The following is a 26,163-nucleotide window of genomic DNA, read 5'->3' as shown; positions in this document are numbered from 1 at the left end:
GCGAATTGACACGCTTTCAGAATTCCGCTTGCGGAATTCAATTCCCGCGGAGCGGGTACCCCAGCGCTGGCGCGCTGGGGAGTTGCGCCCTCCGCTGCGCTTCGGGCGTGGCTCCGCTGACGCTCCGCCAGATTCCCGCGCTGGCGCGGGAATTGAATTCCGCAAGCGGAATTCTGAAAGCGTGTCAATTCGCGCAAGCGCGAATTGAGGGAATCCCGCAAGCGGGATTCCTGAGGCTGGCTACAGGGGTGAGTGCATCACGCGCTGGTCTGTGTAGCCGCTGGGAAAACCAGTGCACCACCCCTGCAATGGAAGTGACAGACTGCGGGTGCCGGCCGGAGCGCCACCCTGCCGTGGATACGGGCTCCGCTAACGCTCCGCCCTGACGCTTCCTCAACTCCCCACACGTCGTCCCGGCCAGCTCGACTGCGTCTCGGCGTACAGGGCAACCGGCCGTTGCCGCATGGTATTCAACCGGGTATCACCCTGGAGGCGGAAATCGACCCAAGCTGCTGCATCACTGTAGTGAACTGTGTAGTATCTGGGATGAGACACTACTCCCCCCGAGCCGCATCCGCGCAGCCGGAATCCCCATTCTGATTACGTGCGACATCCCGCGACAAGGAGAACACGGGGCATGGCCGTGAAACTGCGTGATCACCAGATCGAGGCTGTTGCCGCCATTGTGCGTGGTCTTGATGTCCCTCCGGGCGGTGTTCCGTTCAATGGGCTGCGCGGTCAGGTGCACGCTGCGTGTGGCACGGGGAAGACGATGATTGCTGCGGCGTCAGCGAAGCGGCTGGTGCCCCGCGGGCGGGTGCTGGTGCTGGTGCCGACGCTGGATCTGCTGGCGCAGACGGCGAGGGCGTGGCATGAGGTGGGGCATCGGGGGCCGGCGGTTGCGGTGTGCTCGTTGCAGGATGGCCCGGAGCTGTGGGGGCTGAAGGTGCGCTCCACCACCAATCCGGTGCAGCTGGCGCTGTGGCACGGGCGCGGGCCGGTGACCATCTACGCCACGTATGCGTCGCTGGGTGTGCTGGCGGAGGCTTTCGAGGGGGCCTACGGCCAGAAACTTGATCCGGTGGATTTGGCGGTGGTCGATGAGGCGCACCGGACTTCCGGGTCGATGGGTAAGGCGTGGGCGGATATCCACGACCAGGCCGTCATCCGGGCTTGCCGCCGGTTGTATATGACCGCGACGCCGCGGATCTGGGAAGAGCGCCATCGGGAGGTCGCTGAGGGGGTGCGGGATCCGCTGCCGCGGGAGATGGCTGCCTCCATGGACGACGAGAAGATCTTCGGGCCCGTCCTGTACAAGCTCTCGCTCGCCTCTGCCGTCTCGCGCGGGCTGCTGGCGCGGTATCAGATCATCGTCCTCGAGCTGAAGGACCCCGTCCTCACCCCCCAGCGGCTCTACGGTGAGGACCGGTATGGTGAAGAGGTCCGCGGGCAGCGACTCGGGGCGCTGCAGGCCGCGCTGCTGCACACGATGGCGCAGCACGACCTGTCGACGTGTATTACCTTCCACCACCGGACTATTGAGGCGCAGGCTTACGCGGAGGGCCTGGAGCGGGTGGCGGCGAAGCTGCATGCCAATGAGCCGGAGAAGTACCCGAAGTGGATGTGGGCGGACTGGCTGTGCGGCGAGCACGCCCCCGAGCACCGGCGGGAGGTGCTGGGCTCGTTCGGCACTACGGCGCGGCGGGCTGTTCTCTCCAATTGCCGCGTCCTGGGTGAGGGCGTCGACGTCAGGGCCGTGGACAGTGTGGCCCTGCTCGATCCGAAGGGGGCGCCGCACGACATCGTGCAGGCCATCGGCCGTGCTCTGCGGCAGAAGCCGGGAGAGGGAAAGCTGGCTTCTTTGATCGTGCCGGTGTTTCTTCAGCCGGGAGAAACACCACAGGACATGGTCGGCTCGGGATCGTATCGCCCCCTGGTGAGAGTCCTTGAAGGGCTGCGCGCTCATGATGAAGAGGCCGTCGAGTTGCTCGCGATCCCTCAAGAGCCGCAGAAGGACATCGCGCAGCCGTCCGTGAGGATCGGGGCGGTACCCGAGGAAGGCGGGGAATCCCGCCTGCTGCTGCGTTTCGCGGCTCCGCGTGACCCGGTGATGGTCGCCAGCTGGGTGTCCTTCAACGTCATCGACACCGAGAAGCAGGACTGGGCCCGCGGCTGGGCGAAGCTCAAGACGTATGTGGAGCGGGAAGGGAACGCCCGCGTGCCCTACGGGCACCGCGAAGGCGCGACGCCCCTCGGGCAGTGGGTCGCAGAACAGCGAAGGGCCTACGCGGCCGGAGAGATGAGCGGTCAGCGCGCCCGCCGGCTGGAGAAACTCGGCATGGTCTGGTCGGTGGCGGATGAGCGGTTCCAGGAGAACCTGGAAGCCGCCAAGGCCTACTACGACCAGCACTGGACGCTGTGCGCACCCCGCACCGCGACCATGCTGGACCGGCCCATCGGGCAATGGCTGTCCAACCTGCGCAGGCCCGGAGCTCTCGACGCACACCCGGAGTGGAGGGCCGCGTTGGAGGCCGTCGATGAGCACTGGAACCCGTCGTGGCCGCCGGACTGGCAACGCCACTACACCGCACTACGCGAACTCGTCCGCGAAGAGAGCGACTTCACGGGCCTCACGCCCGGCGTCACCGTCCACGCCATGGACATCGGCCGATGGCTCCACAAACAACGCCAACACGAGGTCTGGCACAGCCTGGCAGATGGGCAGCGCAAGCTCCTGGAGCAGATCGGCATCACACCCCTCCCACCGGAGCAGGAAGAGCCCGCGAAGCCGTCCACGACGCCCATGGGGGCCTTCGAACGAGGCGTCGCGGCCCTCACTCAGTACAAAGAGCGCGAAGGCCACCTGACAGTGCCCAGAGGTCATGTGGAGACCGTCGTTATCAACGGCGACGAGCACACCGTGAAACTGGGCGTATGGATCATGAACCAGAAAGGACGCCGGGGGAAGCTCACTGTCGAACGGCTCCAGCAACTTGCCGGCCTCGGACTCGATTGGGCCGGGGTGTAGCGGCCTATGCATCAGGGGGGAGCCCTTGCTGCTTCTTACGGATGACGGAGCTCGGCTTGAGATTGTTCGACAGTTTCGAGCCGTTCCAAGTCCGCTGCGAGCAGGCATCCGCGACGGCGGCGCGGCCGTGTTTGCGTAGGTGGATGCCGATCGAGTCGGGATCACTCACCTTGGATCTGTCAGTTTCGAGCCGCTGCGGCCTTGGAGCTGCTTCGTCGCGCCAGGTCAGAGGTCCGACGGTCAGCCCTGCTGCCTGCCAGGCGGGCTGGCGTGCAGCGACTGCGGCAGCACCTTCGTCGAGATCTATCACTCGCTGCATGGGGCGATGATCGCCTATCGCGCCGCCCCTGCGCGGGCGGGGCGGCACAAAGGTTGCCGGCCCCTGCCTACGGGCTGGGCACTGACGAGTGAGCCGGCGGACTGTCACGCGGATCATGGCCCAGCGGATCGTGGTTTCGGTGTGGGTGGTGTGGTGCTCGTGGTCGCGGGTCAGGCGGCGGTGGGAGGTGAGTCAGGCGAACGTGCGCTCCGCGGCCCATCGCTTGGGCTGAACCCCGGAGTCCTCGATGGCCTGGCTCTTTGCGGAGGATTCCCACCATGGGATTGAGGGGGCTGGCAGTCCGGTCGGCGAGGCGGCCAGTGAGTCCGTGGCCGGCCCGGACGTTCAGCAGCCGTTGGGTGGTTGAGAGGGGTCCCCAGCGGGGAGCGCCTTCAGCACGGTCGCGGTCGTGGATGCTGGCCGATTAGGACGTGGACGGTCGGCAGAAGGCCGGGGGTGTCGGTGACGTTGAACGGCTTGCGGCCCGTGGCCTTCTTGCGTGCGCCGGACCTGCGGGTGTCGGCCGAGACGGTGCCGGCGGTTGCGTATGGGCTGCGAGTCGATGCGTTTGGCCGTGGGTTCAGCATTTCCGGTCCTCGCCCTGATGGATTGATTGCGCAGGACGTCGTGGATGCGAGTGAGGGTGCCCTCGTCGTGGCGGCGTATGAAGTACCGGTACGCGGTCGGCCGGGGCGGAAAGTCGTGCGGCAGTTGTCGCTTTGCGCGCCCGGTCCGCACCACATACGAAGATCGCGTCTGCGGTTCGCCGCGGCGGATGCTTCTGTCGCCGCGCGCCCTTCGGTCCCGTTTCCGGCGCAGGCAACGTCGGTTGTGCCAACGCCCGCTGCTTGTCGGTCAGGTCCGGCGGATACCGCTTCCCCGGGCACTCCTCGCGTCCAGTGCAACAGCTGCCTGGATCCTGCGGCACGGCAGATCTCGAACGCGGTCTGAGGGGCACATCGATGGGGGCATGCTGAATCTGGCAGAGGATCCGTCGGACGGGCGCGAGGAAGCTTGTGGCCGCCGCGCTCGTGCAGTTCGAGCTCGTGGTCGAGACGGGCGTCGACGTGGCCCGTGATGCTGAGGGTTGGTGGCGTCATCCCGCACGTCTGCGCCCGTGCCCGCACCGGCCTCTCCTTCTCCGATGTCTCGGTCATGGCCCGCCGCCGTGTGTGCAACGGTGTTCGAGCACACCATCGTCTACTTGGCCTGGCCGGGCTCCTGCCACGGCTTCGTTGCCTTGCTCGGCCGCCTGGCCCCCAGCTGCGCGGGCAGGAGCCTGCGCCGGCGGCCGACCTGCGCCGGCGGCCGGGAGCGGGCGTAGGCGGGCGTAGGCGGCCGGGAGCGGGCGGGCGTAGGCGGCCGGGAGCGGGCGGGCGTAGGCGGCCGGGAGCGGGCGGGCGTAGGCGGCCGGGAGCGGGCGGGCGGGCGGGCGGGCGGGCGGGCGGGCGTAGGTGGCCGGGAGCGGGCGTAGGCTCTGGCCTCGGCGGAGGCCCGCGAGCCCGCGCCACGGCCATTGCGGAAGGGGAACGTGATGATCGCTGCGGAGTACGGTTACGAGGTGCTGCCCGGGGTGGCGGTGGAGACCCCGGGCGTCGAGGACGTCCTGCGGCGGCGTGAACGCGGCCTGCGGTGGGGCATCCTGGCGCTGAGCGGCGAAGTGCTGCTGCTGGCTGCCGTCCTCCTTGTGACGGGCCCGGCCTCCACCCCAGGCCTCGTCGCTGCCGCCTGCGTGATGCCCGTCTTCGCGGTCACGGCCGGCCTGACGCTGGTGTGGCGCCGGGCGCGACGTCGGGAACGGCTGGTGATGTCCACCTACGGCTGGCAGGTCTGGCCGGTGCGGACACAGGACGTGCGCGTGGTCGCCTCCGGGGGCGAGCGAGTCCAGGGCCGCCGCTGGGGGACGGACGGGCGGGTGGTGCTGCTCCAGCCGGACGGCCAGAGTCACTGCTCGTTCCCCGTCCCCGCGGACGGCTGGGACGGCCCCCCTCCGCCAGGGCCCCGCCCGGCGGACCGAGTGTGGTTCGCCGGCGACACCCGGTTCGGCGGCATGGTCGCCGAACCGGGCGGGCTGCCCTTCCGCTACGTCGTCCGCTCCGTGCCGGGCAAGCGTCGTGGCACCGGGCCGGAGGACGACCTGGCCCGCCGTGCCGGCCTGATGCCCCGCGACCGGCGGCGGTAGGCGTTCCCGACGCGTCTGCCCGCCGCAGCCCGGGCCGGGAAGATGCTGCGCCCGGCGACCTGCTCGGTCTCCGCGGAGGTCAAGGGCCGTGTGTGAGCCGTGTACCGGTCCTTGATACTGCTGGTGATCGTTCGGCCGGGCAGTACAGCCGCCGCCATGGAGGGCGGGAGGACACTTGCGTCGGATGCTCGCTCCTTCGTCCTGGCCCAGCCCAGACAGGTACGGCTTGCCGAGATCGGTGAGAGCTGAGCTGGATTGCCTGAATCGCCGAGGCCGAGAGGGAAGGCCGGCTCGGTGGGATCCGAAGATCTCCGTGTCAGCCTGGCTGCGCCGAGGTGACGTTCCACCAGGTCGATCAGGGTCACGAGCAGCAGACGGACGTGGACCGTGGCAGCCCTGCAAAGGCGTGGTGATCAATGAGCCGACGAAGGTGGAGTGCCGCGCGGCTCCCGACAAAGATCCGAAAGCCTCCGCGAGGGCGCCCGTCGACATTATTGTCCCGTCGCCCGGACCTTTCTGGTGAGGTGGCCATTGCGCAGGACCGGAATTGCCGAAACCTTGTTGTCACCCGGCCCGGGTGTAACGCCGCGGCAGATACCGGACGCGGCAGAAAGCGGCAGTGAACGCGTCGGAGGACCCGGCCCGCCAGGGCGGTGGCGGTCCGTTTGACGCTGCGGTCGTAGACGCCCGCGCCCTGCATGTCGCCCCAGCAGTACAGGTCCAGGACACCGGCGGCCGACGGCCTGGAGGCCGGACGGAGTACAGCCGTTGTGGGTGGCGAAGGACTCCACGGCCGTACCGGCGGGGAGTCTGGTGGCCGTGACCTTCCCTGCCGGGACCGCGCCGCTCCACAGCGTGTCGCCCCGGATTGCGGCGGCGACCCGGTCCCGCTTGTGCAGCACTTTGCCGGTGGCACCGTCGGCGAACTCCCCGGTGTACTGCCCGCCGGAGGGAGACGCCGATGTACTGCCCGCCGGAAGGAGGCGCCGACGACCGCGTACCGCCGGGATGGGCCCTTGAGCTGCGGGGTGGAGTCGCCCGTGTCGAGGCTCCGCGGCCCCAGCCCTTGGCGCCGTTGGCGCGCAGCATGCTCAGAGCGGACTCTGTGGCGTTGCGGCGGCCGTGGCGGCCGGTGCCGCTCGGCGAACACCGGCAGGCAGTGGGTGCGCCGGCGTCGCAGTCGTCTTCCCGCTCACCGGCCGGCCCGTCCACGCTCGCCCTGGTGACGCACGGGGTGCCGCTCGTCGTGCACCACATGCCGCGGCAGGCGCCGATGAGCGCGCCCGGCGCGTACAGCGTGCTGTTGCCGGCTGCGGTGAGGATGTTACTGCCGAGCGAGAGGCCGTGGACCCTGTGCCGGCATCGGCTGCACAGCGCATCAGACATTTACGCATGACCGTTGCGTCGCCTGGCCCGGCAGACCCGCCCCAGTCGAGGTCACCGCGTCCGACGCTGTGCGCGGCGCCCGCCCCCAGCACCGAGCCGTCCCGCGCCCGGCCGGGTCCGTGCGCGGCCGGGTCCATGACCGCGGTCATGGACGTGTCCGCGCCGCGGGAGGGGAAGGGCCCGCAGCGGCTGGCCCCGGTAGCTGATGTCGCCGGGCGCCACCGGTTCGAGACCGAGGAGCTTGTCACCGACGATGCCGTATGCGGCCTGGTAGGTCAGGCAACTCGTGTCGAAGGTACAGGCCGCGCTGGACGTCCTGTCCCGGGTGGTGGAGGTCCGCCCAGTTACGCCCGGCACCCAGCCGCAGGACCGAGTGGGTACCCAGCCACAAGCCGGTCGCCTCCCGGGCGTCCCCGGCCCTCGGCCGGTCGGGCAGATAGCCGAACACACCCAGGGCCGACCCGATGACTACCCCGTGACGCTGGCCCCCTCGCCGTCGGCGACGCCGAAAGCGCACGCTGACGGACCGCGCGTCGCCGTCCTCGACCCACCACGCCGAACACCCCGGCCGGCAGACCCTGCACCGGGGTCCGTACGACATCGCCGCCATCACGCACACCCGCCAACCGGTAGACCCTCGGGGCGCGCCGCCGACACCGCCGGCAGTGGTGACAACGATGCCGCCGAAGATGCCACAGCAGGTATGACCCACCAACACCGCGGTGGCGCCGACACCGACACCGCGGTGGCGCCATACCGCCCACGCCCCGCAGCGATCGACGACGTGCCGCAACCGGTCGGCGGCACGATTGAGGTACGGCGCGGCAAAGCTGCCGGCCCGGACCCGGACGCCAGGCCGGTGACTGCGGTCTGCTACAGGTCGGTGGCGTACTCCGTCCACAGGAGCCGGTCACTGCCCTCCTGGGCTCAGAGGAAGCCGCTGGACCCCGCATTGAGGATCTGTGTGGCGCGCGGAACGGCCCGCGCAGCGGCGGGCGGTACGAACTCGCCGGCCGCCGGCGCCGGCTGTGGCATGGCTGCCGCCGGGCGCGGCAGGGCGGCCAGCGGGAGACTGAGCGTCAGCGCCGTCGCCGGGACAGCCGCGCCTAGGTGCCGCCGACCGGCCGGGCTGTGGACGTGAACCCAAGCGTGGGGTCTGTGACGGTGCCAGCCGGGGGTGGGGCCACCGTTCCTTCTGGAAGGCAAGAAGGAGACGTGGCGGGCGGCGGCAACGCCCTGGCATGTTCCCCGGCCTTCCCCGGCCGCAGGACGCGCGGGAGGGGGAGCGCCTGGACCGCGGGTGAGCAGCCGACACCGGTGGGGACGGTGAGGTGCCTGTCAGACGCGTGGTGTCCTGGAGGTGACGTCATCCGCGTTCGTTCGGTCTGGTCACCGGGCCGCCCGGTGTGCGCCGGCTGACCGCCCACGATCCGGCCGTGAGTAATGGGGCCGTGTGCTGCCGTGGGCGCGGTCGTGAGGAGGGCGGTTTGAAGCCTGTCCCGGTGCGGGGGCTGTGTCCTGCCGGGCCCGTGTACCGCTCGTAGGCGTTTGGCGCCCGCACCTCACGGCGCCGCTCGCTCCTGGCGTCTTTTTCAGGAACGGGCCGGACCTCAGGAAGGGGCGCGGCCGCCAGGGCCGGGCCGCCCGGCGGCAGCGGTGCAGGCGTCGGCGGTTCGGCGGAGGATGGTCTGCGCGTCGTCGACGATGCGCCGCACGATCTCGGCTGCGGGCAGGACGTCGTGCACGAGGGCGGCGGACTGTCCCGTGAAGGGGAGGAACTCGTGTCCCCGCCCGGTGAGCATGGCCTCCACCAGGCGCGGGCCGGCCTCCTCCGGTCGCACCCGCTCGGGATGCTCCTCGGCCTCCTCGACGAAGGGTGTCCGCAGGGAACGGGGGAAGCCGTAGGCGCCGGGTCGCGAGAAGGGCGGCATGAACCGGTCGCTGTGAGCGAGCTTGACCGTGTCGCGCGCCTCGGCGCGGACGATCCGGTCCTTCCACTCCTCGGCGATGTTCATCTCCGCCGACGCGAGCAGACGGGTACCGAGGGCCACGCCCTGCGCACCGAGCGCCAGCGCCGCCGCCAGCCCCCGGCCGTCGGCGATACCGCCCGCGGCGACAACGGGGATCCCTCCCGCGATGTCCACGACCTGCGGCACGAGCACCATGGTGGCCACCTCACCGCCCTGGCCCCCCGCCTCGCCGCCCTGGGCGACGATGACGTCCGCGCCCGCCCGTACGGCCTGCTCGGCCTGCCGGACGTCCATGACCTGCTGGATCCACAGGATGCCGGCGTCATGGGCACGCTCGATCAGGTCGTCGGGCACCCCGAGGTGGAAGGAGATGCAGGCCGGACGCTCCTCGAGCGTCGCCTTGAACGCCTCCTCGTTCAAAGGGCGCAGGGTGTGGTTGACGGCGAAGGGCCGGTCGGTCAGCTCCCGCATCCGGGCCCACTGGCGGCGCAGGTCGGCGAGCGGACGCACCGCCGTGCCCAGACTGCCCAGGGCTCCCGCGCCACTCACGGCGGCGGCGAGATCCACCTGCTCGAACGGCCCGTACGGCGCGCCGATCACGGGCAGCTCGATCCCGAGTACGTCACACAACCGCGTGAGGAGCATCGCCACCTCCTGCTGGCGCCGCGATCGAGGGAGCGGGGCCGCGGTCGAGCGGAGCGGGGCCGTCTACGACCATCGTGACCCGCCGTCGGCGCCGGCGCACATCGACCGGTCCTCGCCTGGGCCGGTGAGTGCCTCCCCCGGGAAGCACGGCGCGGCGGGGCTGCTGGGGCGGCACATGGGTGCACGCATCCACATACACACCATGCCATAATGCACGCATATTGGCTCCAAGTAGACATATGGACGTGTCATGGCAAGGTCGCGCACCGCAGTGAGGACAGCTGTCGCGCTCGCCCTGACGCTGGCCGGAACGCTGGTCACGGCGTGCAGCGCAGGCAGTGACGGTTCGAGGACGCTGACCTGGTCGATGTGGGCCAACGGCGGTGAGGAACAACAGGTCTGGCAGGAACTCGCGGACCGTGTGTCCAACGAGGATCCCCAGATCACGATCAAGCTCGAGACCTCGTCCTTCGACGACTACTTCACCAAGCTCGCCACCCGTTTTGGCAACGGCGACGCGCCCTGCATCGTCTCGATGCAGGCGCTGCGCACCACGGGCTACACCCAGGGCATGCTGCCGCTCGACGACCTGATCGCCAAGAACAAGTTCGACGTGAGCGACTTCGACAAGTCCGTCATGGACGGACTGAGCGCAAACGGGAAGCAGTACGCACTGCCCTACGACGTCGGCCCGGTGATCCTCACGTACAACAAGGACATGTTCCGCAACGCAGGGGTGCCCGAGCCCAGAGTGGGATGGACCCTGGCCGAGTTCGAGTCGGCCGCCCGCAAGCTGACCGGACACCGCCAGTACGGGTTCGTGGCGGCACCTCAGGATGTGTCGATGTTCCCCATGGTGCTGACCAAGAGCGGGGCGCAGCCCACCGACGGGGCGGGCAGACTGCGCCTGACCACCCCCGCCATGACCCAGGGCGTGCAGTGGTACGCCGACCTCGCGGCCAGGGAGAAGGTCGCCCCCCGCCTGCCCGCACCCGATCCCGCCTTCTCCGACCGGGAGTTCCTCAGCGGCAACGTGGCCATGGGAACCAACGGGCCCTGGGCGTTGCTGAACCTGAGAAACCAGGCCGGCTTCCAGGTGGGTCTGACCACGCTGCCCGCCGGCCCCGAAGGCAGCAGGACCTACACCTCCGGATCCGGATTCGGCATCTCCGCGTCCTGCCCGGACCCCGAAAGGGCGTTCAAAGCAATCACGCTGATGACCTCCAGGAAACAACTGGAATGGCTCGGCGGGGTAGGACGCGCCTACCCCTCACGCGAATCGGCACAGCACGCGTGGTACGACAACGCCCATCTCGCCGGAGCCCGAGAAGTCCTCGAAGCCGCCAACGCCACGGCGATCCCGCTCCGCACGACAAAAAACTGGGAACAGGTCAACCGACAACTCAACCAATACGGCCCCGACCTCTTCAACGGGACACTCCCCGCACAGCACATACTGAAGCAGGTGCAGGGACAGGCCGGGCAGGACTGATCGGCATCACCCCACCCGCTATCCATACAACAGTGCGACGCGGCCCGGACCGGGCCGCGTGGCTTGCGGTCGGGTGTCAGGACGTCAGACCCGGCCGAGGCGGACCGCCACTGTCTCGCTGACCGTCACCGGCTGCTCGTAGTCCGGGTCCGTCGCCGTGGCGCGGCCCTCGACCTCGACGTCCCCCTTCTGGAAGGGGACCGATCCGGTGGGTACGGCCGTACCGGTCCAGGCGACCGGGGCACCCGGGGTGCAGGACACCGACACGGAGAAGGAACCGCGGATGAGGTCCCGCTTCTTCACCTGCGTGACGTCGCCCCCCACGCTCACCCGCACCGGCTTGTTACAGCTCACCGTGCCGTGGAAGGTGGCCTTGCCGTTGAGTGAACTCGCGGTGCCGGCCAGGGCGATGTCGAGGTCCAGGCCGAGTTCGGCCGGCGGGGCCGGGTTCTCGATGTGGACCTCACCGTGCACGGCCGGGGCACCTCCCTCGCAGTGCTGCACGAAGGCGGCGTCGAGCTTCTTCACGTAGCCCTGGGGGCCGAACTCCACCGCGGAGATGGTGAAGGTGCCCGTGAGCTGGTTGCAGCCGCGGCCGTTGCCGCTGAGCGACAGGCCCGGTTCGGTCCCGTCGTTGAACGGGTAGCGGGTGGCTCCCGTGTAGGTCCCGGGCGTCAGGGCCTTGCCGGACGGTGCCGCGAGGTTCAGGGTCCACCAGTCGCCGTTCACCCCGTCCACGGAGACGGTGGCCACCCTGTTGTCGGTGTTGCCGGAGACATTCATGCGGTCTTGGGATGCCGTCGTGTAGGCATAGGACTGGCCGCCGCTGATGTAGTCGTCCTCGTCGCCGCTGAAGCTGAAAGAGCCGTCGGCGACCGGCAGGGCGTGCGCTTCGGTGCCGGAGAGCAGACCGGTGGTGCCGGTGGCCATGGCCACCGCCAGTGCGAGGGTGGCGGTGGCGCGGCCGAGGACGCGTCTGGGCAAGCTGAGATTCATGGATGTTCCCCCTGATGAGGTGACGTGAGCCCCGTCCGCTGACGTGATGTCTCCGCGCGTGTGCTGCCGGGCATGCGTTCGCACGCTTGTCCGCGTGCTTCCGTCGGCGAGCCGAGTCTGCCAACCAGGAGGACGGGCGACAACTGTGTTTCAGGTGTGGTGAGTTGATGCTTCAGCCAACACCTGGTGTCAGCGTCGTGAGCCGGACGGGCTTGGTTCCTTCAGATCAGGGAAAAGCCGGCGTCGGCGTCCGTCATGCGACTCCGCCGCCAGGTGCAATCGGTCGACCGCCTCGGCAGAGGAAATCATTTCTGCGGCGTCGGCGGGTCGAGAGACGGTGGCGGACAGGGCGACCGGATTCCTGCCCGCCGTCCGCATGAGTGGAGTGGTCACACCCTCAGGGGGAGCTCAGCCGGCCTGCGTTTTGTCGGCGTGGTCTGCGCAGGGGCGGCGCGCCGGCTCCGGAAAGCTGACGAAACCTCCACCCTGCGACCGGGGGCTTCGAATCTGGCTTCCAGCATCGCGCAGGCCATGCCCCTCCGATAGTTGTAGTGCGGCCTCAGATGCAGCGAGTTGACCGGCCCCAAGTCTCGGCACTCGCCGCGTTCTGCCGCGATCCACCACGTGCAGTCGTTCGGGGTTGCTGAGGCTGTGAGCGCCGTAAGACCCGTAGACGTGGCTCGGCGAGACCGCCGGATCCTGGCTCTGCCAGCAGATCAGACCCCGCTACGCACAACCCGCTTAGATGTCGGTCGGCTTGGCCTGTGCGGTGCCGGTCGTGACGACGATCGCGGTCACGCCGGCAAAGCCGGCGCGGCGGCGCGCCTCAGCTTGGTGCGCATGGAAGGTGGTCCCTCCGCTGTGAGATCGGGTAAAGACCGCAGACCTTACGGAGCGGGTGGGCTGGTCAGGTCCTGACAGATGTCAGGGCCGGTGGGCAGCGGGGAAGCCGTACGTTCACGGTAGACCACCGAGACCGGGGGGAATGCCGTGGACAGATTGCGCAGATCATGGGGACTGGCGACAGCGGGGTGGGGAGAGCGGCGATGGGGTCGCCGGGTACGGCTGTTGCCGGCCGCGCTCGTGACGGTGGTGAGTCTCGGTCTGCCCGTCGCCTCAGCCGCTCCGGCGACCGCCGCCACGGGATGCGCGCCGCTGCAGTCCGGTGCCAGCCAGGCGGCGCAGGCGGCCGTCCAGGTCGCGTGCCGTTACGTCGGGCAGCAGTACGCCTGGGGTGGTGGCCACGCGCAGGGGATGCCCGGTCCCAGTCAAGGGATATACGATCGCCTCTACCCTGAGACCGCCGCGGACCCGACGTACTGGAGCTTCGACTGCATCGGCCTGGTGCGCTGGGCCTGGTACAAAGCGACCGGCCGGGACATCATCACAGAGCGCACGACGCAGGCGACCTTCGCGGCACCGGGGTACGCGCACACGAAGCTGCTGAAGTCGCAGGGGTCGGCCGTGCTGCTGCCCGGCGACATCATGTACTTCGGCCGTGAGGGCTTCGGGCCGACGCACGTCGCGCTCTACCTCGGCAACGGACTGATGGTCGAAGCACCCGAATCCGGCGCGAAAATCCAGGTCAACTCCATCAGCGCCCGCTGGGACCGCTACCAGGGCGCGTTCCGTCCGCACGCCGACGCCGTACCGATGGTCTGGACCTGGGACGGTCGCGGTTCGTACCACAAGACATGGGGCCAGCCCAATCTGCGGCAGGACTCCAACACCGGAAGCCACATCAACTTCACCAACGGCAACGGCATCTCCGTGCAGGTGCGGGTGCTGTGCCAGCGGGTGGGTGAGCGGGCCACGGTCGACGGCATGGTGAACAACGTCTGGTCGTACCTGCCGGACTACCACAGCTGGATCAGCAATCTCTTCGTCCAAGGGCCGGCGTTGCTCAAAGACGTTCCGTCCTGCGGTGACTTTCCGCCGATCGGCGGAACTCTGGCCGGCGCGGAGAACAACACCTCCTGCGGCGACGGCACTCAGCCCGACTCCGCGGGTGCCTGGACGGCCAAGTCGACCACCGTCTTCGGCCGTACCGTGGAGCTCCGCTACAACGGCACCACCCAGTGCGCCTGGGGCCGCATCACCGGGGGCACGGTCGGCGACGAGATCTGGGTGGACCGCAGTGCCGACGGCGGGAAAACCTGGGACTCGATGCTGGGCTACACCACCGTCACCTCGGGCAACGACGCGTACACCACCCAGTGGAACGACGCCGGCCTCGTAATGCGCGCCTGCGGCACGAACGGTCGGGGCGGCAGCATCGAATGCACCGGCTGGTTCTGACCGACGGTGCTCAACGCTTCGGACAGCTCCGGCTTTTGACCGGTGATCGCGCCGTGCCGTTTCCAGGGCGGAAGTGCAAGCAGGTCCCCCCGGGTACGCCCAGGCCAAGAGTCCGGACCCTGAACGAGCGCCCGGCCCACCTCACAGGGCCGGGCGCTCTGGTACGGGTGGTTCAGGGTGGACCGGACGCAGGAGTTGTCGTACGACTTCCTGGCAGTTGCTCCAGGGCAGCCGTTGCGGTGGGTTTTATGTCGGGCGGTTCTCCCGGCGTCACGGGCAAGCGTCCGACGCTGTTGGTGCCGGCCTGCGGCGGCTGCGGTCAGGAGCCGGTTCCGGTGTAGCGGCGGACGCGGCCGTGGTAGTCGAAGTCGCCGCGGACGATGCGCCGGTAGTCCTGCGCGCACCGCTGGAGCGCGAGGCGGGCTTGCCCGGCATACGGCGGGTTCTCGCTCAGGCTGGTCAGTTCTTCCTCGGCGACCAGGATGCGTTCCACGTGCTCGCCCAGCAGAACGTTGGAGGCGTCGACCGCTTCCTGCAGTGTCTTGCCCTCGCGGATGTGCAGGACGTAGACGGCGTTGTGGAGGTCGCCGACGGCCACTTCCTTCTCCAGCGAGCCGATGTCGTTGTGCAGCCAGATGTAGTCGCTCGCCGCATTGCGCAGTTCCCGGTAGACCGACAGGTGTCGGTCCGGCTGCGGGATGTCGATGCCGGCGTCGATCTCGTGCAGGTCGAAGTAGAGGTTCATCGCGATCGTGTCGCGGCGCAGGTCGACGAACTCCGCGACAGTCGGAACCCGGCCGGCGTCACGGTCCGCCGCCTGCGAGTACAGGGTCCACACATACCGGTGCAGCCCGTACTGGAACTGGTGCACCCACCCCGCCGAGCGGCCGGGGCATGAGCGGGCCAGAAGATCGGCGAAGGCCCTCTCCATAGCCGTACGCGGTGCTCCTCCGTGCAGGACCGCGTCCATGCCGGCGACGGCGACCTTGGCGGCCCGGACGCCATGGCCGCCCTCGTCGAACTCGTCGTCGAGGGCGAACCCCCAATAGACCCACTCCGACAGCAGGGCGAGCGTCCCGATATCACACGTCGTGTAGCACAGCGCCGCCCATAGTTCCGGCCGAGTGCGCTCCATCCGCTGCCGTGCCGCCTGGTCGCGGACGAGTCCGTGACCGTACGCCCAGGCCCACATCTTCTCCGCAGCCTGGGCCATGAGCGGATTCTCGACCGACGGGCCGAACGGCATGGGGTAGTCCGGAAGCCTGAGCGGAGCCCGGACCGGTGGTGCGCCCACCGGCCCGCTGGCACGGAACCGTTCCGCGACACGCGTAGCCGATGTCCCCAGCCCGCTGGGCTGCCACGGTGCCTTTCTCAGCATGGATCTCCCTCGTCCACTGCCCTGCCCCGTCCACGAACTCGCCTGTGCCAGGCACCGGACCGGCTGCCGCCAGGTGAGTCAGTGACGTCTTCAGTCGTCCGAGTGTCCCTGCCCTGCAGCGTTCCGAGTGCTGTTCCGGATCGAAACCGCTCGTGAGAAGGCACTGGATGCGTGGCCCCGGCGCACACCGCCTGGCGCACCAGATGCGGCGTGGGCGCGCGCTGGCTGTTGCTGATTGGGCAGTGAGGGGCGGGAAGTACCACCTCACCGTCCCCCACCCGTGCTCAGTCGCCGTAGAGCCAGCTGTCGTACCCGGCGCCGTCCACAAGGAGGTGCAGGCCGAAGGCGCCGGGAGACAGCATCAGGGCCAGCACCCCGGTCCGCAGCAGGACCGGGGCCGCGACGGTCGCCGGCCCGCCCTGGCCGCTGACGGTGTGCCAGTCGCGACAGCGCCGGACGTCTCCTTCGCAGGCCCACCAGAAGAAGAGCCCGACAAGGATCCCCACCACAGCTGTGAAAGCGGCGAACAATCCGACCACGCCGAGGAAGGTTGTCCGGTCGTGATGGTCGCCGACGCACAGGGAGGCCACCCCGGACAGGGGCACGGCGGCCAGCCCGTACAGAGCCCCACGCGCCGCCACGTCCCGGAGCCGCAGCAAGGGTCGGATGATCGCGTCCTCGGTGCGCATACGCGGCACGGTATCCCAGCCGCGCCGCCGGTATCCCACCGCCTCCGGCCACCCCGGCATGGCCTTCGAGCTGGGCACAAGCCCGGCGACGGCGGGGTGCCGCCCACGAAACCCACGCCGGCAGGGCCCCGCGGGCTGGATGCGTCCTTCGGCGGCGGTTCCGGCGGGCTGATGGCCGCCTACTCGGCCGTGGTCCGTGGCGCGAGCAAGGTGCTGGTGGTCGACCGGCTCACCGAGCGGCTGCAGAAGGCCGAGGAGATCTGCGCCGTACCGACCAACTCTGCCGAGGGCGACCTGGTTGCGCAGACCGCGAGCGGACGGCGGGCGAGGGCACGGACCAGGGCATCGACGCCGTGGGCTACCAGGTGCAGGGGCACGGCGGGGGTCGTGAGGAGCCGGTGACCGTACTGAACTCGCTGGTCGGACGGCGGCCGGCCTGCGGGCGCTCTGGGCGGGCGAGTGCTACACCAAGGTCGTCCTGCACCCCACGAGTGGCGTCGCTCCCGGCCGTCCTGCCCACGACCGGGCAGCACACGTATCACGGGCACCGTGGGGTAGGGCTCCAGTCAAAGCGGGCGCCGCAGTCTCGCCTTGACCGCCAGGGCCGCCGCCATCCGTCTCCGGCCGCACACCCGGACCGATTGACAGGGTTTGCACGCGGGGCGAACCTGGAATCAGATGCCCTGAACGGCCTCTCAGAAGTCTGCAGTTCCCATCAGACTTGCGTTTTCGTCGGCTCCGGCCGCGCGCGAGAGGAGCCTCGCATGCACGGGCGTGCAGGACCATTACCGGGTACGAGCCGATCTCCGTGATCAAGGTCAGTGGCTACCACCCCGACCTCACCCTCATCGATCACCTGGTTCCCGGGGCCAGTTCGCGAACACGGCGCGCGGCACCGAGGTACTCGCCGCCAATGTCCTCAGGTGAACTTGCGCAACTGAAAGGACGGCGTCATGTCCGAGAACCACGTCGATGACGAGGACGTGAGGGCAGCCATCGAAAGGACCGACACCGGCGATGGACCCGGCACCGACCACCTCGACGACCTTCCGGAGAGCGACTTCGTCGGTTTCGCCGGGGACGGTGCGGTAACCGGCCCCCAAGCGGCCGCCACCATTCCTTACGACCGTCCGGTAGCGGACTTCATCGACGCGCTCAGCGCGACGGGCCATGTCACCCACAAGTCGTACAGGAAGACGTCGGTCACGCTGCATCACAACGCCGGCCGGCTTTCGCATCAGGGTGTGCTCGACCTCTGGAAGGTACGTCCGGCTTCGGCCCACTTCGACGTGGACGCCTCCGGCGCCGTCGCCCAGTACGTCAAGGTGAACGAGTACGCCTGGGCCGTCGGCAACACGGCCGGCAACCAGAGCTCGATCAGTATCGAAATGGCGAACGCAACGCTCGCGCCCAACTGGACGGTCGGCGAGACCACCTGGAAGAGCGCCGCACGTCTCGCCGGCTGGCACTTCGCCGAGGTGATCGGCCAACGCCCCAGCAGGAGCAACCTCTTCTACCACCACCACTGGTCCTCGACCATCTGCGCCGGTCCGCACATGGACCGGATCTACGACGAGGTCCTCGTCGCGGCACAGGTCGCGTACGACCATTTCATGGATGCGCACCCCACCCTCCGGCCGGATACCGAGCCGATACCGGTAGAGCACCAACGCTGACCGGGCGGGGCCAGCTGGCACGGTTACCCGCGGGCCTGCATCGCAGCTTTCAGGAGCCCCCGCACCGAGGCGTCCCGCCAATGAGGAGCTGCAGGCCCGGCCGGTGCTTGTCCGGCTCAGCCGTTCAGGATGCCGCCGACCTCGGTGACGGGTACCGTGTCGGCGCCACGCGGAACCCTCACGCGGACCGGCTCACCGGTGTCCGAGAGGGACATGGTCAGCGTCGACCGCGCACCGGACATGTTCATACTCATGCGGGTTCGCACCAGCCGCCCCTGGCCGTCGACCCACGCGTCGGCGAAGACCGGGAGGTCGCTGCCCAGCGTGTCGCGGGCCTGCTCCGTCTTCCTGCGCGCGTCGGGGGCCATGCGCAGGGTGACGGTCCGGTGGTCGAAGGATGCCCCGGTAGTGCACGACGCGCACCTCCCGCAGCAGGTAGTGGGCCTCCGCCTGGTCCCGGGGCACGACCCCTCAGGCGCCCTCGCCGATCCCCCTGGCGCCGCGGATGTAGATCTTGCCGTGCGCGAAGATCTGATCGCTGTGGTCGATGGCGCCGCCGGGCAGGTCGACCGCCAGGTGGCCGTTGTCGGCGGCGAAGTCGAAGCCGCCGGTGATGGTGAGGCGGTGTACCTGACCCTCACCCTCCAACGCGACCTCCTGGCGCATCCGGGCAAGGTCCTCTCGAAGAGCCGCCACGGCTTCTCGCACGGCGGAGCCGGGGTCGGAGCGCACTGCAGAGGGTGACGCGGCCGCAGCCTCGTCTCGGTCTGCCGCGTCGGCCGAGGAGCAACCAGCGCACAGCAGCGCAGCGGCAGCGGCGAGCGCGGTGGGGCGGCCCATGGGTTCTCCGAGGTTTTGGGTGAGCACTCGGCCACTGCGGCACGGCCTCGAACCGAGATCTCACGCAGGCACGTACAACAGTACGAATCAGACCTGGCACCCAGTGGCAGGCCGGCCGCGGCCAGGAAGACGGCCGCGCCCTGGCCACGCAGCTAGTAGCTGTCGTGACTGGGCGCACCGTTCGGCCGGTAGACGCCGACGATGGTGCCGCCCTTCGTCGTCGAGACGCTGACCGGCTCCAGCGCAGTGGGGATCGCGCCTCCGGCGAACAGTCGCTTGCCGGTGCCGATGATCACGGGATGGATGGTCAGGCGGTACTCGTCCACGAGGCCGTGCTGCATGAGGGTCTGGGCGAGGTCGCCGCTGCCGACGACGTTGATGTTGCCACCATCGGAAGCCTTCAGCTCGCGTACGGCCTCGACGACGTCGCCCTCCAGCAGCGTGGAGTTTTGCCACTCGACGGAGCTCAGTGTTCGAGAGGCCACGTACTTGTGCATGCTGTTCATGCGGTGGGTGAACGGGTTGTCGGGGTCGGCGGTCGGCCAGTACGACGCGAAGATTTCATACGTCCTACGGCCGAGCAGCATCGCGTCGGAGTGCTCGTACCAACCGGCGATGGCCGCGCCGACCTCCTCGTCGGCCACCGGCTTCTGCCAGCCGCCGTGCTCGAAGCCGCTGCCTGCATCCTCGTCCGGACCGCCCGGCGCCTGCATGACGCCGTCCAGTGTCAGGAACGTGCAAACGATGATCTTGCGCATGGTGCGCTCCCTTCGTCGACGGGTAGACCGCACAACCGCGGGAAACTCATCGACGACACGTCCTAGGCGGCACCGGGGATGGTGCTGCACAGGCAGGAGTCCTCGTGGTCCTGGTCCGCGTGGTCCAAGATCACGGTTCGGCTGTCGGCCGATGCAAGGGGCGCGCACACGTGGCGCTCACCCTCCGCGAGGTGAACGACGGTGACGAAACCGGGTTCAGTTCCCGCGAGAACGGTGAAGAAACCAGGCAGATCAGCTGCGTGTTCTTCAAATTGCCGGGCACGAGGCGCAACGGAGGTTGATAACTATGGTTCCCCTGCTTCTCGTCCTGCTTCTGGCTCTGATCTTGTTCGGCGCGGGATTCGCGCTGAAGGCACTGTGGTGGATCGCTGTCATCGTGCTGGTCGTCTGGCTGCTCGGCTTCGTGCTGCGCAGTGCGGACACAGGGGGCCGCAAGGGCCGCTGGTATCGGTGGTGACGCGTCCAAAAGCAGCTGGCCTGTGGGCCCCGGAACACCGGGGCCCACAGGCATGTCCCGCCGTATCCCTCGAGGCATACGCGAGCAGGCGCAGGTCGCGGTGGCCGTAGCGCAAGCCGGCGCGCGGGGCAGGAGCCACTGCGAAACCGGCCCGGACGAAGAGGCCAGGTGCGTCTCGTATCAGGTACTGCAGTGCCGGCTCCTACGAGCCGCCCGGCGCGGCGCCATCCTGGCCGAGCAGCCGATCGAAGTGCACCGGCGGGCAAGGAGCGTGCGCTCGGACGCAACCGGCCAACAGGCTGACGGCCATAGCGTCCTCGTGTTCCTTCCCAGCGTCCGGACTCCCGAGGTGAAACCGTGATCAGAAAATTATGCGCCGCTCTCCTGGCCCTGGCCATGTCCATGGGCCTCGTGACGAGCCTCAGTTCTACGGCTTCGGCGGCCAACTACCAGGTCGTCGACTACAACATCTCCAACATCACCGCCGGAGGGACGGACCACGCCCTCGCCTACTATCACGTCATCGACGCGATCCACCGGCTCAGTTACGGAGACCCCACGGAAGAGCGTTCCATCGCCCAGACCACACAGGAACAGGGCCGCATCATCCAGGTCCGCATCCGCGATACCGGCGGCAACGACCTCGTCTCCATCTACATCTGGGCCAACACCCTTTACGTGGCCGGCTTCTACGCCGCCCGCGGCGGCGGACACTACGTCTTCAACGACGGCCGCGAAGCCGAGTTCGAGCAGACTTTGGGCATCGCCAGGAACAGCGCCCAACGCCTCGGACGCACCGGCAACTACACCAGCCTGCCGACCGGAAACAACCGGGAGAGCCTGACCATCAACCCGCAGGCCATCTACGGCGCCGCATCCACCCTCGGGTATGCACGCGGATACAACGACAACGTGGGCCGCGCTCTCGTCGTCATGATCCAGACGTTCTCGGAAGGGGCCCGCTTCGGGCGCGTCATGGAGAACATCTACAACAACATCTACCACCCCGGAAGCACACAGCAGATGGGCGCCCTCGCCGGGCTGCAGAACCAGTGGCGCAGCATCTCCCAGTTCGCCCGTGACCTGCGCAGCGGCTACACACCGTCAATCACCGTCCTGGGCACCGTCGTCCGCTCCTTCGACCAGCTGCGACAGCGTCTGTCCTTCGTCGAACTGCTCGGCTCGGTCGCCCTCCTGTGACGCGCCCGGGGATGACAGCCGTACTCCTGGTGCTCGGCTGAGGCGGGACACCGCCCGCTTGCGGACCGCCGGTGCCGCGCGTGTCGCCGGGTCCTCACCAACCGTACGGGGCCGGCCCGGCACACAGGCGCCGGGCCGGCCAGGCGTTACCCGGAGGCCGAGCCCATGGCCGAGCCCGAGCTGCTCGACCCGGACGGAGTGCCGGTGAACGATGCCACCGCCTACTTGCGCCGCCACCTGCAGCGTCACGACGTCGAGGTGGCCCGGGAGGGGCCGTATCGCACGTCGACCAGCTTGCGCTGAGCGTGCTGGGCACGGCGCCGGTTCCGGCCCAATCTCCTCATCCGCACGCCACCGGGCACACCCGCGTCCGTGGAGGACCAGTGGCTCGGCTCCAAGGTCCGCATCGGCACGTCGGTGGGCGTCGCGTTCGCGTGCTTCAGTGAGCGCTGCGTCATGGTCAACGAGTCGCAGCAGGGCCTGCCGCCACCGCCGTAGGCGCCTTGCGTACCCCCCCGTTGCGGGTGATCAGGGGCGCGCGCCGGGCTTGTTGACTACGCCCCAGGCGGCGCGGGCGGTGACCATCTGACCGTCGTCCCGGCTCACGCCGATCGCGGCGCGGCCGAGCGGGTCGTTCACTCCGGTCGTCACGCGGGCTCCGGGGATTTTCGCGAGAGCCCTGAACAGGCCCGCCTGGACGTTCGGCGGGACCAGCACCGACCGGTACAGGACGTCGATCTCCCGCCAGTCGCGCTGTGCGCGGGTTTCCCCCTCGACGGAGTCGATGGCGTGCTCCTCGCGGATGCGCTTCATCATGCGGTCGGCATTGCTCGGCAGGGTGGCGAGGAAGCGGTAGAACTGCCGCTGGGAGCGGTCGTCGTAGCCCTCCTTCTCCCACTCGGCCTCCTGGTTGGGGCCGTACCGGACCTGCAGCTTGTCCGGATCGAAGTCCGAGATGTCACCGGCTGGGGCGGTGCCGGGCAGATTGGCGTGCCGGTCGGCCGCGTCCCGGCCGAGCCGTCGGGCGGCGTACCGGTGGATCGCCGGGGGGTGACGGTCGAAGAGCGCCGCGAAACGTTCGGGTTCCTCGAGTGAGGCCGCGATGAGCTCGGCGTCGCCGCCGGCCAGATCGGTCATGGACCGCTCGGGCTCGGGCTCGGGCCAGGCACATCCGGGACAGTCGAAGCCGGATATCTGGTTGGTGGTCGGCAGGATGAGCAGACTGTGGCGGACGACCGTCTGGGCGTGGGCGTTGCGCGGGGAATACGTGACGGGTGACTCCCGCCTGCGGCGTGGTCCTGGGGCGGGCCCACCCGCGCCGGGGTCTCTGCGGGGCCTTGCCCTCATCGGCTAGGGCGTTCTTTTCGGATCACGGAAGTGAGCTGTTCACCGATAGGATCGATGGTCCCAGGGGCACATGAGGGAGGGCGTGATGACGCTCGTCATCGAACTGCGGCGTGGGGTCTCAAGGGTTCGGACCGGACGGAAGTCAGGACCGCGGCCCGCAGTAGGGGTACTGGAGCGGGTAGTCGTCGATGGCGAGTTCTGGGAGGCATTGGACACGCTGGGCCGACACCGGCTGCCCACCCTGGCTGACGTCGATCCTTACGGGGAGACACTCCTGCGCGGTGAGGCGGTAGACCGTATGGTGCGGGAGCTGGAAGATTCAAATCTTGCTCTGCTGAGAGGCGCCGAGAGCCACGCCGTCTCGACGCTACTAGCCTGGGGCCTGCGCTGCCGCGTGGACAGAGACTTGCGCATTGCCTTCTCGGGCGATTAGTTCGCCACTCTCTGATCGTTGGTCTGGGTGCGCCGTTGACTGACGCGCAGTGGGCGCGGATCGAGCCGTTACTCCCGGACCGCACACCGAAGCGGGGTGGCCGCTGGCGTGACCATCGTGAGGTGATCGACGCGATCGCCTGCAAGTTTCGGAGCAGCACGCAGTGGGTCCACCTGCCGGAGAAGTATGTGGGCCGTCAACGGCACCCGGGAACGGGTGTTCACCGCCCTGGTGGCCCAGGCCGACGCGGACGAGGACCTCAACTGGGCCGTTTCGGTCGACTCCACGATCGTGCGGGCCCATCAGCACGCGGCCGCCGCCCGCAAAAAGGGGCCCCGGCCGGCGAACCCGGCGACCATGCCATCGGCCGGTCCCGGGGCGGGCTGACCACGAAAATCCACCTCGCTGCAGATGCCCGCTGCCGGCCTCTGGCGTTCGTTCTCACCGCCGGACAAGCCGGTGATGCACCCGCGTTCACTGAGGTCATGGGTCGCCTTCGCGTCCGACAAGGCGTACTCCTCCCGCGCGATCCGCGAGCACCTGCGCAAGCGCGGCATCCGGGCCGTGATCCCCGTCACCGCCGACCAGCGCAGGCACCGGATCCGTCGGGGCAGCCGAGGCGGCAGGCCACCGGCCTTCGACCGCGCAACCTACAAGAAGCGCAACACTGTCGAGCGGTGCATCAACCGCCTGAAACAGTGGCGAGGCATCGCCACCCGCTACGAGAAGACGGCCACCATCTACCTGGCCGGACTCCGCATCGCAGGCATCTTCCTTTGGTCCGCCCGGTGATCCAAACGAAACTGCCTAGTTCACGCGGGTGCCGAGGCGGTCCCGGACCCAGTCGTGGAACTCTCCGATGTGGTGTTCGCTGGGCACCAGGACGCCGCCCTTGGCGTACAGGCGGGAGCTCATGGCCGGCTGGCAGCGCTCGCAGGCGTCGAAGTCCTGCCGGTTGACGCGGTCGAACAGCTCCACGGACCGGCTGACGTCCCGGCCGCTGTCCACCACGCCCTTGAGGTACAGCCAGTCGCATTCCACGATCGTGCGGTCGACCGCGACGGGGAACATCCGGTGGAAGATCACGTGGTCGGGGACGAGGTTGATGAACACCTGTGGGCGCACCGTGATCGCGTAGTACCGGCGGTCCTGGTCCTCGGTGACGCCCGGGATGCGGTCCAGGCCCTCCGAGCCGTCCACGGTGAAGCCCTGGATGTCCGCGCCGAACTCCGCGCCGTGCCCCACGTAGAACTGCGCGGCGTACCCGTCGGCGAACTCCGGCAGCACCTCGGTCAGCTCCGGGTGGATGGTCGCGCAGTGGTAGCACTCCATGAAGTTCTCGATGATGAGCTTCCAGTTGGCGTCGACGTCGTAGGTGATCCGCCGGCCGACCTCCAGGCTCTCGACGTCGTACCGCTCGATGGACTCGACGTCGCCCAGGCGCGCGACCACGTCGGCGATCACGGACTGCTCGAACGGCGGCGGGTTCTCGGCCAGGCACACCCATACGTATCCGAGCCACTCGCGCACCGCCACGCTCGCCAGGCCGTACTCGGTGCGGCCGATGTCGGGCATCCTGGTCAGGTTCGGGGCCGCGACCAGTTTGCCGTTCAGGTCGTACGTCCAGGCGTGGTACGGACATTGGAAGGCCCGCTTCACCTCGCCGGACTCCTGCGTGCACAGTTTGGCGCCCCGGTGCCGGCACACGTTGAAGAAGGCCTTGACGGAGCCGTCCCGCGAGCGGGTCAGCAGGACGCTCTCCCGCCCGACGTCCACGGTCCGGAACGCACCCGGCTTCGCCAGCTCCGACGCGCGTGCCGCGCAGAACCACATGGTCTCGAAGATGTGCTCCTGCTCGAGGCGGAAGATCTCCGGGTCCGTGTAGTGGTCGCCGGGAAGGGTGGCGATCAGGCTGTCCGGCAGGCCGGTCGTGGTCATGGTTCACCTCGGAGTGAAGCGCCCCGGTCGGGCGAGTGGTTGCCTCATGCGCAACGAGCCTCTTGGTGCGCAACTCACAGTGCAGTTCACCCGGTGCACTGTCAAGACCTTGACCACGGGGCGCCGCAGCCGGGACCATGTTGCGTATCAATCCCGCTGTTGCGCGATACGCACTTCCCTCAGGGAGGGCTCAGTGTCTGTTGGACCCACTACCGGTCGCGAGTTCGTCCTCACCCTGTCGTGCCCCGACCGCTCGGGCCTCGTCCACGCCGTCACCGGCTTCCTCGTCCGGCACTCCGGGAACATCCAGGAGAGCCAGCAGTTCGACGACCGGCTCAAGGATCGCTTCTTCATGCGGGTGCACTTCGACGTCACGGACCCGCGCATGTCGCTGGAGGACCTGAAGTCCGGCTTCGCCCCGGTGGCGGAGGCGTACCGGATCTCCTGGCAGCTGTACGAGGCGTCGACCCCCACGCGCACACTGATCCTGGTGTCGAAGTTCGGGCACTGCCTGAACGACCTGCTCTTCCGCTGCCGTACGGGCGCGCTGAACATCGAGGTGCCGGCGATCGTGTCCAACCACCGGGACTTCGAGCCGCTCGCCGAGAGCTACGGGATCCCGTTCCACCACGTGCCGGTGACCAAGGAGACGAAGCCCGAGGCGGAGGCGCGGCTGCTGGAGCTCGTCGAGGAGCTGGACATCGACCTGGTTGTCCTCGCCCGTTACATGCAGATCCTGTCGAACGACCTGTGCAAGCAGCTGGAAGGCCGGGCCATCAACATCCACCACTCCTTCCTGCCGAGCTTCAAGGGCGCCCGTCCCTACGTCCAGGCGCACGAGCGCGGCGTCAAGCTCGTCGGAGCGACGGCCCACTACGTCACCCCGGACCTGGATGAGGGGCCCATCATCGAGCAGGACGTCGTCCGTGTGAGCCACTCACAGGGGCCGGACAGCCTGGTCGCCCTGGGGCGCGACGTGGAAGCGCAGGTCCTGGCGCGGGCGGTGGAATGGCACAGTCAGAGCCGCATCATGGTCAACGACAACCGCACGGTCGTCTTCCGTTGAGGAAAACAGCCACCAGCCCTCACTCTTGTTGACCATTTCACCTA

General features: G+C 68.8%; 20 protein-coding genes and 2 pseudogenes. 12 read left to right on the top strand and 10 right to left on the bottom strand.

Going from position 1 to position 26,163, the window contains the following annotated elements; genetic code table 11:
• The first annotated feature begins 637 nt into the window (after nt 1–637).
• Entirely contained in the window at nt 638–3,028 is a 2,391-nt protein-coding gene (locus tag AB0F04_RS21260; RefSeq protein ID WP_362043514.1) for a Helicase associated domain protein, read from the top strand.
• 4 nt (nt 3,029–3,032) lie between these two features.
• Here AB0F04_RS21260 and AB0F04_RS21255 read toward each other — a convergent pair whose 3' ends face one another.
• Nucleotides 3,033–3,347, bottom strand: coding sequence for a hypothetical protein (locus AB0F04_RS21255; protein ID WP_362043513.1), 315 nt, complete (start codon nt 3,345–3,347; stop codon nt 3,033–3,035).
• 1,534 nt (nt 3,348–4,881) lie between these two features.
• Between AB0F04_RS21255 and AB0F04_RS21250 the strand changes: the two genes are divergently transcribed.
• Nucleotides 4,882–5,529, top strand: coding sequence for a hypothetical protein (locus tag AB0F04_RS21250; RefSeq protein ID WP_362043512.1), 648 nt, complete (start codon nt 4,882–4,884; stop codon nt 5,527–5,529).
• A gap of 2,996 nt (nt 5,530–8,525) precedes the next feature.
• Here AB0F04_RS21250 and AB0F04_RS21245 read toward each other — a convergent pair.
• On the bottom strand, nt 8,526–9,530 hold the full coding sequence (locus tag AB0F04_RS21245; RefSeq protein WP_362043511.1) for a nitronate monooxygenase: 1,005 nt from the start codon (nt 9,528–9,530) through the stop codon (nt 8,526–8,528).
• Nucleotides 9,531–9,801: 271 nt separating this feature from the next.
• On the opposite strand from AB0F04_RS21245, the gene AB0F04_RS21240 reads away from it, so the two are divergent.
• Entirely contained in the window at nt 9,802–11,022 is a 1,221-nt protein-coding gene (locus AB0F04_RS21240; RefSeq protein WP_362043510.1) for a sugar ABC transporter substrate-binding protein, read from the top strand.
• An 84-nt stretch (nt 11,023–11,106) separates the two neighbouring features.
• On the opposite strand, the gene AB0F04_RS21235 is transcribed toward AB0F04_RS21240, so the two are convergent.
• Nucleotides 11,107–12,018 (bottom strand): hypothetical protein, encoded by a 912-nt coding sequence (locus AB0F04_RS21235; RefSeq protein WP_362043509.1) that lies wholly within the window; start codon nt 12,016–12,018, stop codon nt 11,107–11,109.
• Nucleotides 12,019–13,086: 1,068 nt separating this feature from the next.
• On the opposite strand from AB0F04_RS21235, the gene AB0F04_RS21230 reads away from it, so the two are divergent.
• The gene (locus AB0F04_RS21230; RefSeq protein ID WP_362043508.1) at nt 13,087–14,316 is read left to right on the top strand and encodes an NlpC/P60 family protein; all 1,230 of its coding nucleotides are present in this window, start codon (nt 13,087–13,089) and stop codon (nt 14,314–14,316) included.
• Nucleotides 14,317–14,635: 319 nt separating this feature from the next.
• Here the strand turns inward: AB0F04_RS21230 and AB0F04_RS21225 are convergent, their stop codons facing one another.
• Both AB0F04_RS21225 and AB0F04_RS21220 read right to left on the bottom strand, forming a co-directional pair.
• Entirely contained in the window at nt 14,636–15,529 is an 894-nt protein-coding gene (locus AB0F04_RS21225) for a terpene synthase family protein (RefSeq protein ID WP_362043507.1), read from the bottom strand.
• A 449-nt stretch (nt 15,530–15,978) separates the two neighbouring features.
• Nucleotides 15,979–16,383 (bottom strand): DUF6336 family protein, encoded by a 405-nt coding sequence (locus tag AB0F04_RS21220; RefSeq protein WP_362043506.1) that lies wholly within the window; start codon nt 16,381–16,383, stop codon nt 15,979–15,981.
• Nucleotides 16,384–16,524: 141 nt separating this feature from the next.
• Here AB0F04_RS21220 and AB0F04_RS21215 point away from each other — a divergent pair.
• Nucleotides 16,525–16,817 (top strand): annotated as a pseudogene (locus AB0F04_RS21215) (zinc-binding dehydrogenase); the annotation flags it as partial.
• A gap of 519 nt (nt 16,818–17,336) precedes the next feature.
• Nucleotides 17,337–18,059, top strand: a complete 723-nt coding sequence (locus AB0F04_RS21210) for an N-acetylmuramoyl-L-alanine amidase (protein ID WP_362043505.1) — start codon at nt 17,337–17,339, stop codon at nt 18,057–18,059.
• Nucleotides 18,060–18,175: 116 nt separating this feature from the next.
• Here the strand turns inward: AB0F04_RS21210 and AB0F04_RS21205 are convergent, their stop codons facing one another.
• From AB0F04_RS21205 to AB0F04_RS21195, 3 genes are all read right to left on the bottom strand, one after another.
• On the bottom strand, nt 18,176–18,427 hold the full coding sequence (locus AB0F04_RS21205; protein WP_362043504.1) for a hypothetical protein: 252 nt from the start codon (nt 18,425–18,427) through the stop codon (nt 18,176–18,178).
• Between the two features lie 103 nt (nt 18,428–18,530).
• Nucleotides 18,531–18,725 carry a hypothetical protein gene (locus AB0F04_RS21200; RefSeq protein WP_362043503.1) on the bottom strand — a complete coding sequence of 65 codons (195 nt, stop codon included), beginning with the start codon at nt 18,723–18,725 and terminating at the stop codon, nt 18,531–18,533.
• A gap of 326 nt (nt 18,726–19,051) precedes the next feature.
• Nucleotides 19,052–19,657 (bottom strand): dihydrofolate reductase family protein, encoded by a 606-nt coding sequence (locus AB0F04_RS21195; RefSeq protein WP_362043502.1) that lies wholly within the window; start codon nt 19,655–19,657, stop codon nt 19,052–19,054.
• Nucleotides 19,658–19,964: 307 nt separating this feature from the next.
• Here AB0F04_RS21195 and AB0F04_RS21190 point away from each other — a divergent pair, with 307 nt between their 5' ends.
• From AB0F04_RS21190 to AB0F04_RS21175, 4 genes are all read left to right on the top strand, one after another.
• A complete protein-coding gene (locus AB0F04_RS21190; RefSeq protein WP_031106884.1) occupies nt 19,965–20,135 on the top strand; it encodes a hypothetical protein in 171 nt (56 codons plus the stop codon).
• 357 nt (nt 20,136–20,492) lie between these two features.
• A complete protein-coding gene (locus AB0F04_RS21185) occupies nt 20,493–21,335 on the top strand; it encodes a ribosome-inactivating family protein (protein ID WP_362043501.1) in 843 nt (280 codons plus the stop codon).
• 165 nt (nt 21,336–21,500) lie between these two features.
• Nucleotides 21,501–21,638, top strand: coding sequence for a hypothetical protein (locus AB0F04_RS21180; RefSeq protein ID WP_362043500.1), 138 nt, complete (start codon nt 21,501–21,503; stop codon nt 21,636–21,638).
• A 69-nt stretch (nt 21,639–21,707) separates the two neighbouring features.
• Complete coding sequence (locus tag AB0F04_RS21175) at nt 21,708–21,833, top strand: hypothetical protein (RefSeq protein WP_362043499.1); 126 nt, start codon at nt 21,708–21,710, stop codon at nt 21,831–21,833.
• A 30-nt stretch (nt 21,834–21,863) separates the two neighbouring features.
• Here AB0F04_RS21175 and AB0F04_RS21170 read toward each other — a convergent pair whose 3' ends face one another.
• Nucleotides 21,864–22,472 (bottom strand): CU044_5270 family protein, encoded by a 609-nt coding sequence (locus AB0F04_RS21170; RefSeq protein ID WP_362043498.1) that lies wholly within the window; start codon nt 22,470–22,472, stop codon nt 21,864–21,866.
• 657 nt (nt 22,473–23,129) lie between these two features.
• Here AB0F04_RS21170 and AB0F04_RS21165 point away from each other — a divergent pair.
• Nucleotides 23,130–23,907 (top strand): annotated as a pseudogene (locus AB0F04_RS21165) (IS5 family transposase).
• A gap of 15 nt (nt 23,908–23,922) precedes the next feature.
• Here the strand turns inward: AB0F04_RS21165 and AB0F04_RS21160 are convergent.
• On the bottom strand, nt 23,923–25,053 hold the full coding sequence (locus tag AB0F04_RS21160; protein ID WP_362043497.1) for an aromatic ring-hydroxylating dioxygenase subunit alpha: 1,131 nt from the start codon (nt 25,051–25,053) through the stop codon (nt 23,923–23,925).
• Between the two features lie 193 nt (nt 25,054–25,246).
• On the opposite strand from AB0F04_RS21160, the gene purU reads away from it, so the two are divergent.
• Entirely contained in the window at nt 25,247–26,119 is an 873-nt protein-coding gene (gene purU, locus AB0F04_RS21155) for a formyltetrahydrofolate deformylase (protein WP_362043496.1), read from the top strand.
• Nucleotides 26,120–26,163 lie beyond the last annotated feature (44 nt).

The sequence above is a fragment of the Streptomyces sp. NPDC029041 genome, assembly GCF_040637515.1.
Classification (GTDB): Bacteria; Actinomycetota; Actinomycetes; order Streptomycetales; family Streptomycetaceae; genus Streptomyces.
Note: the sequence above shows the minus strand (reverse complement) of the source record. Positions and strands in the feature narration are given on the sequence as shown.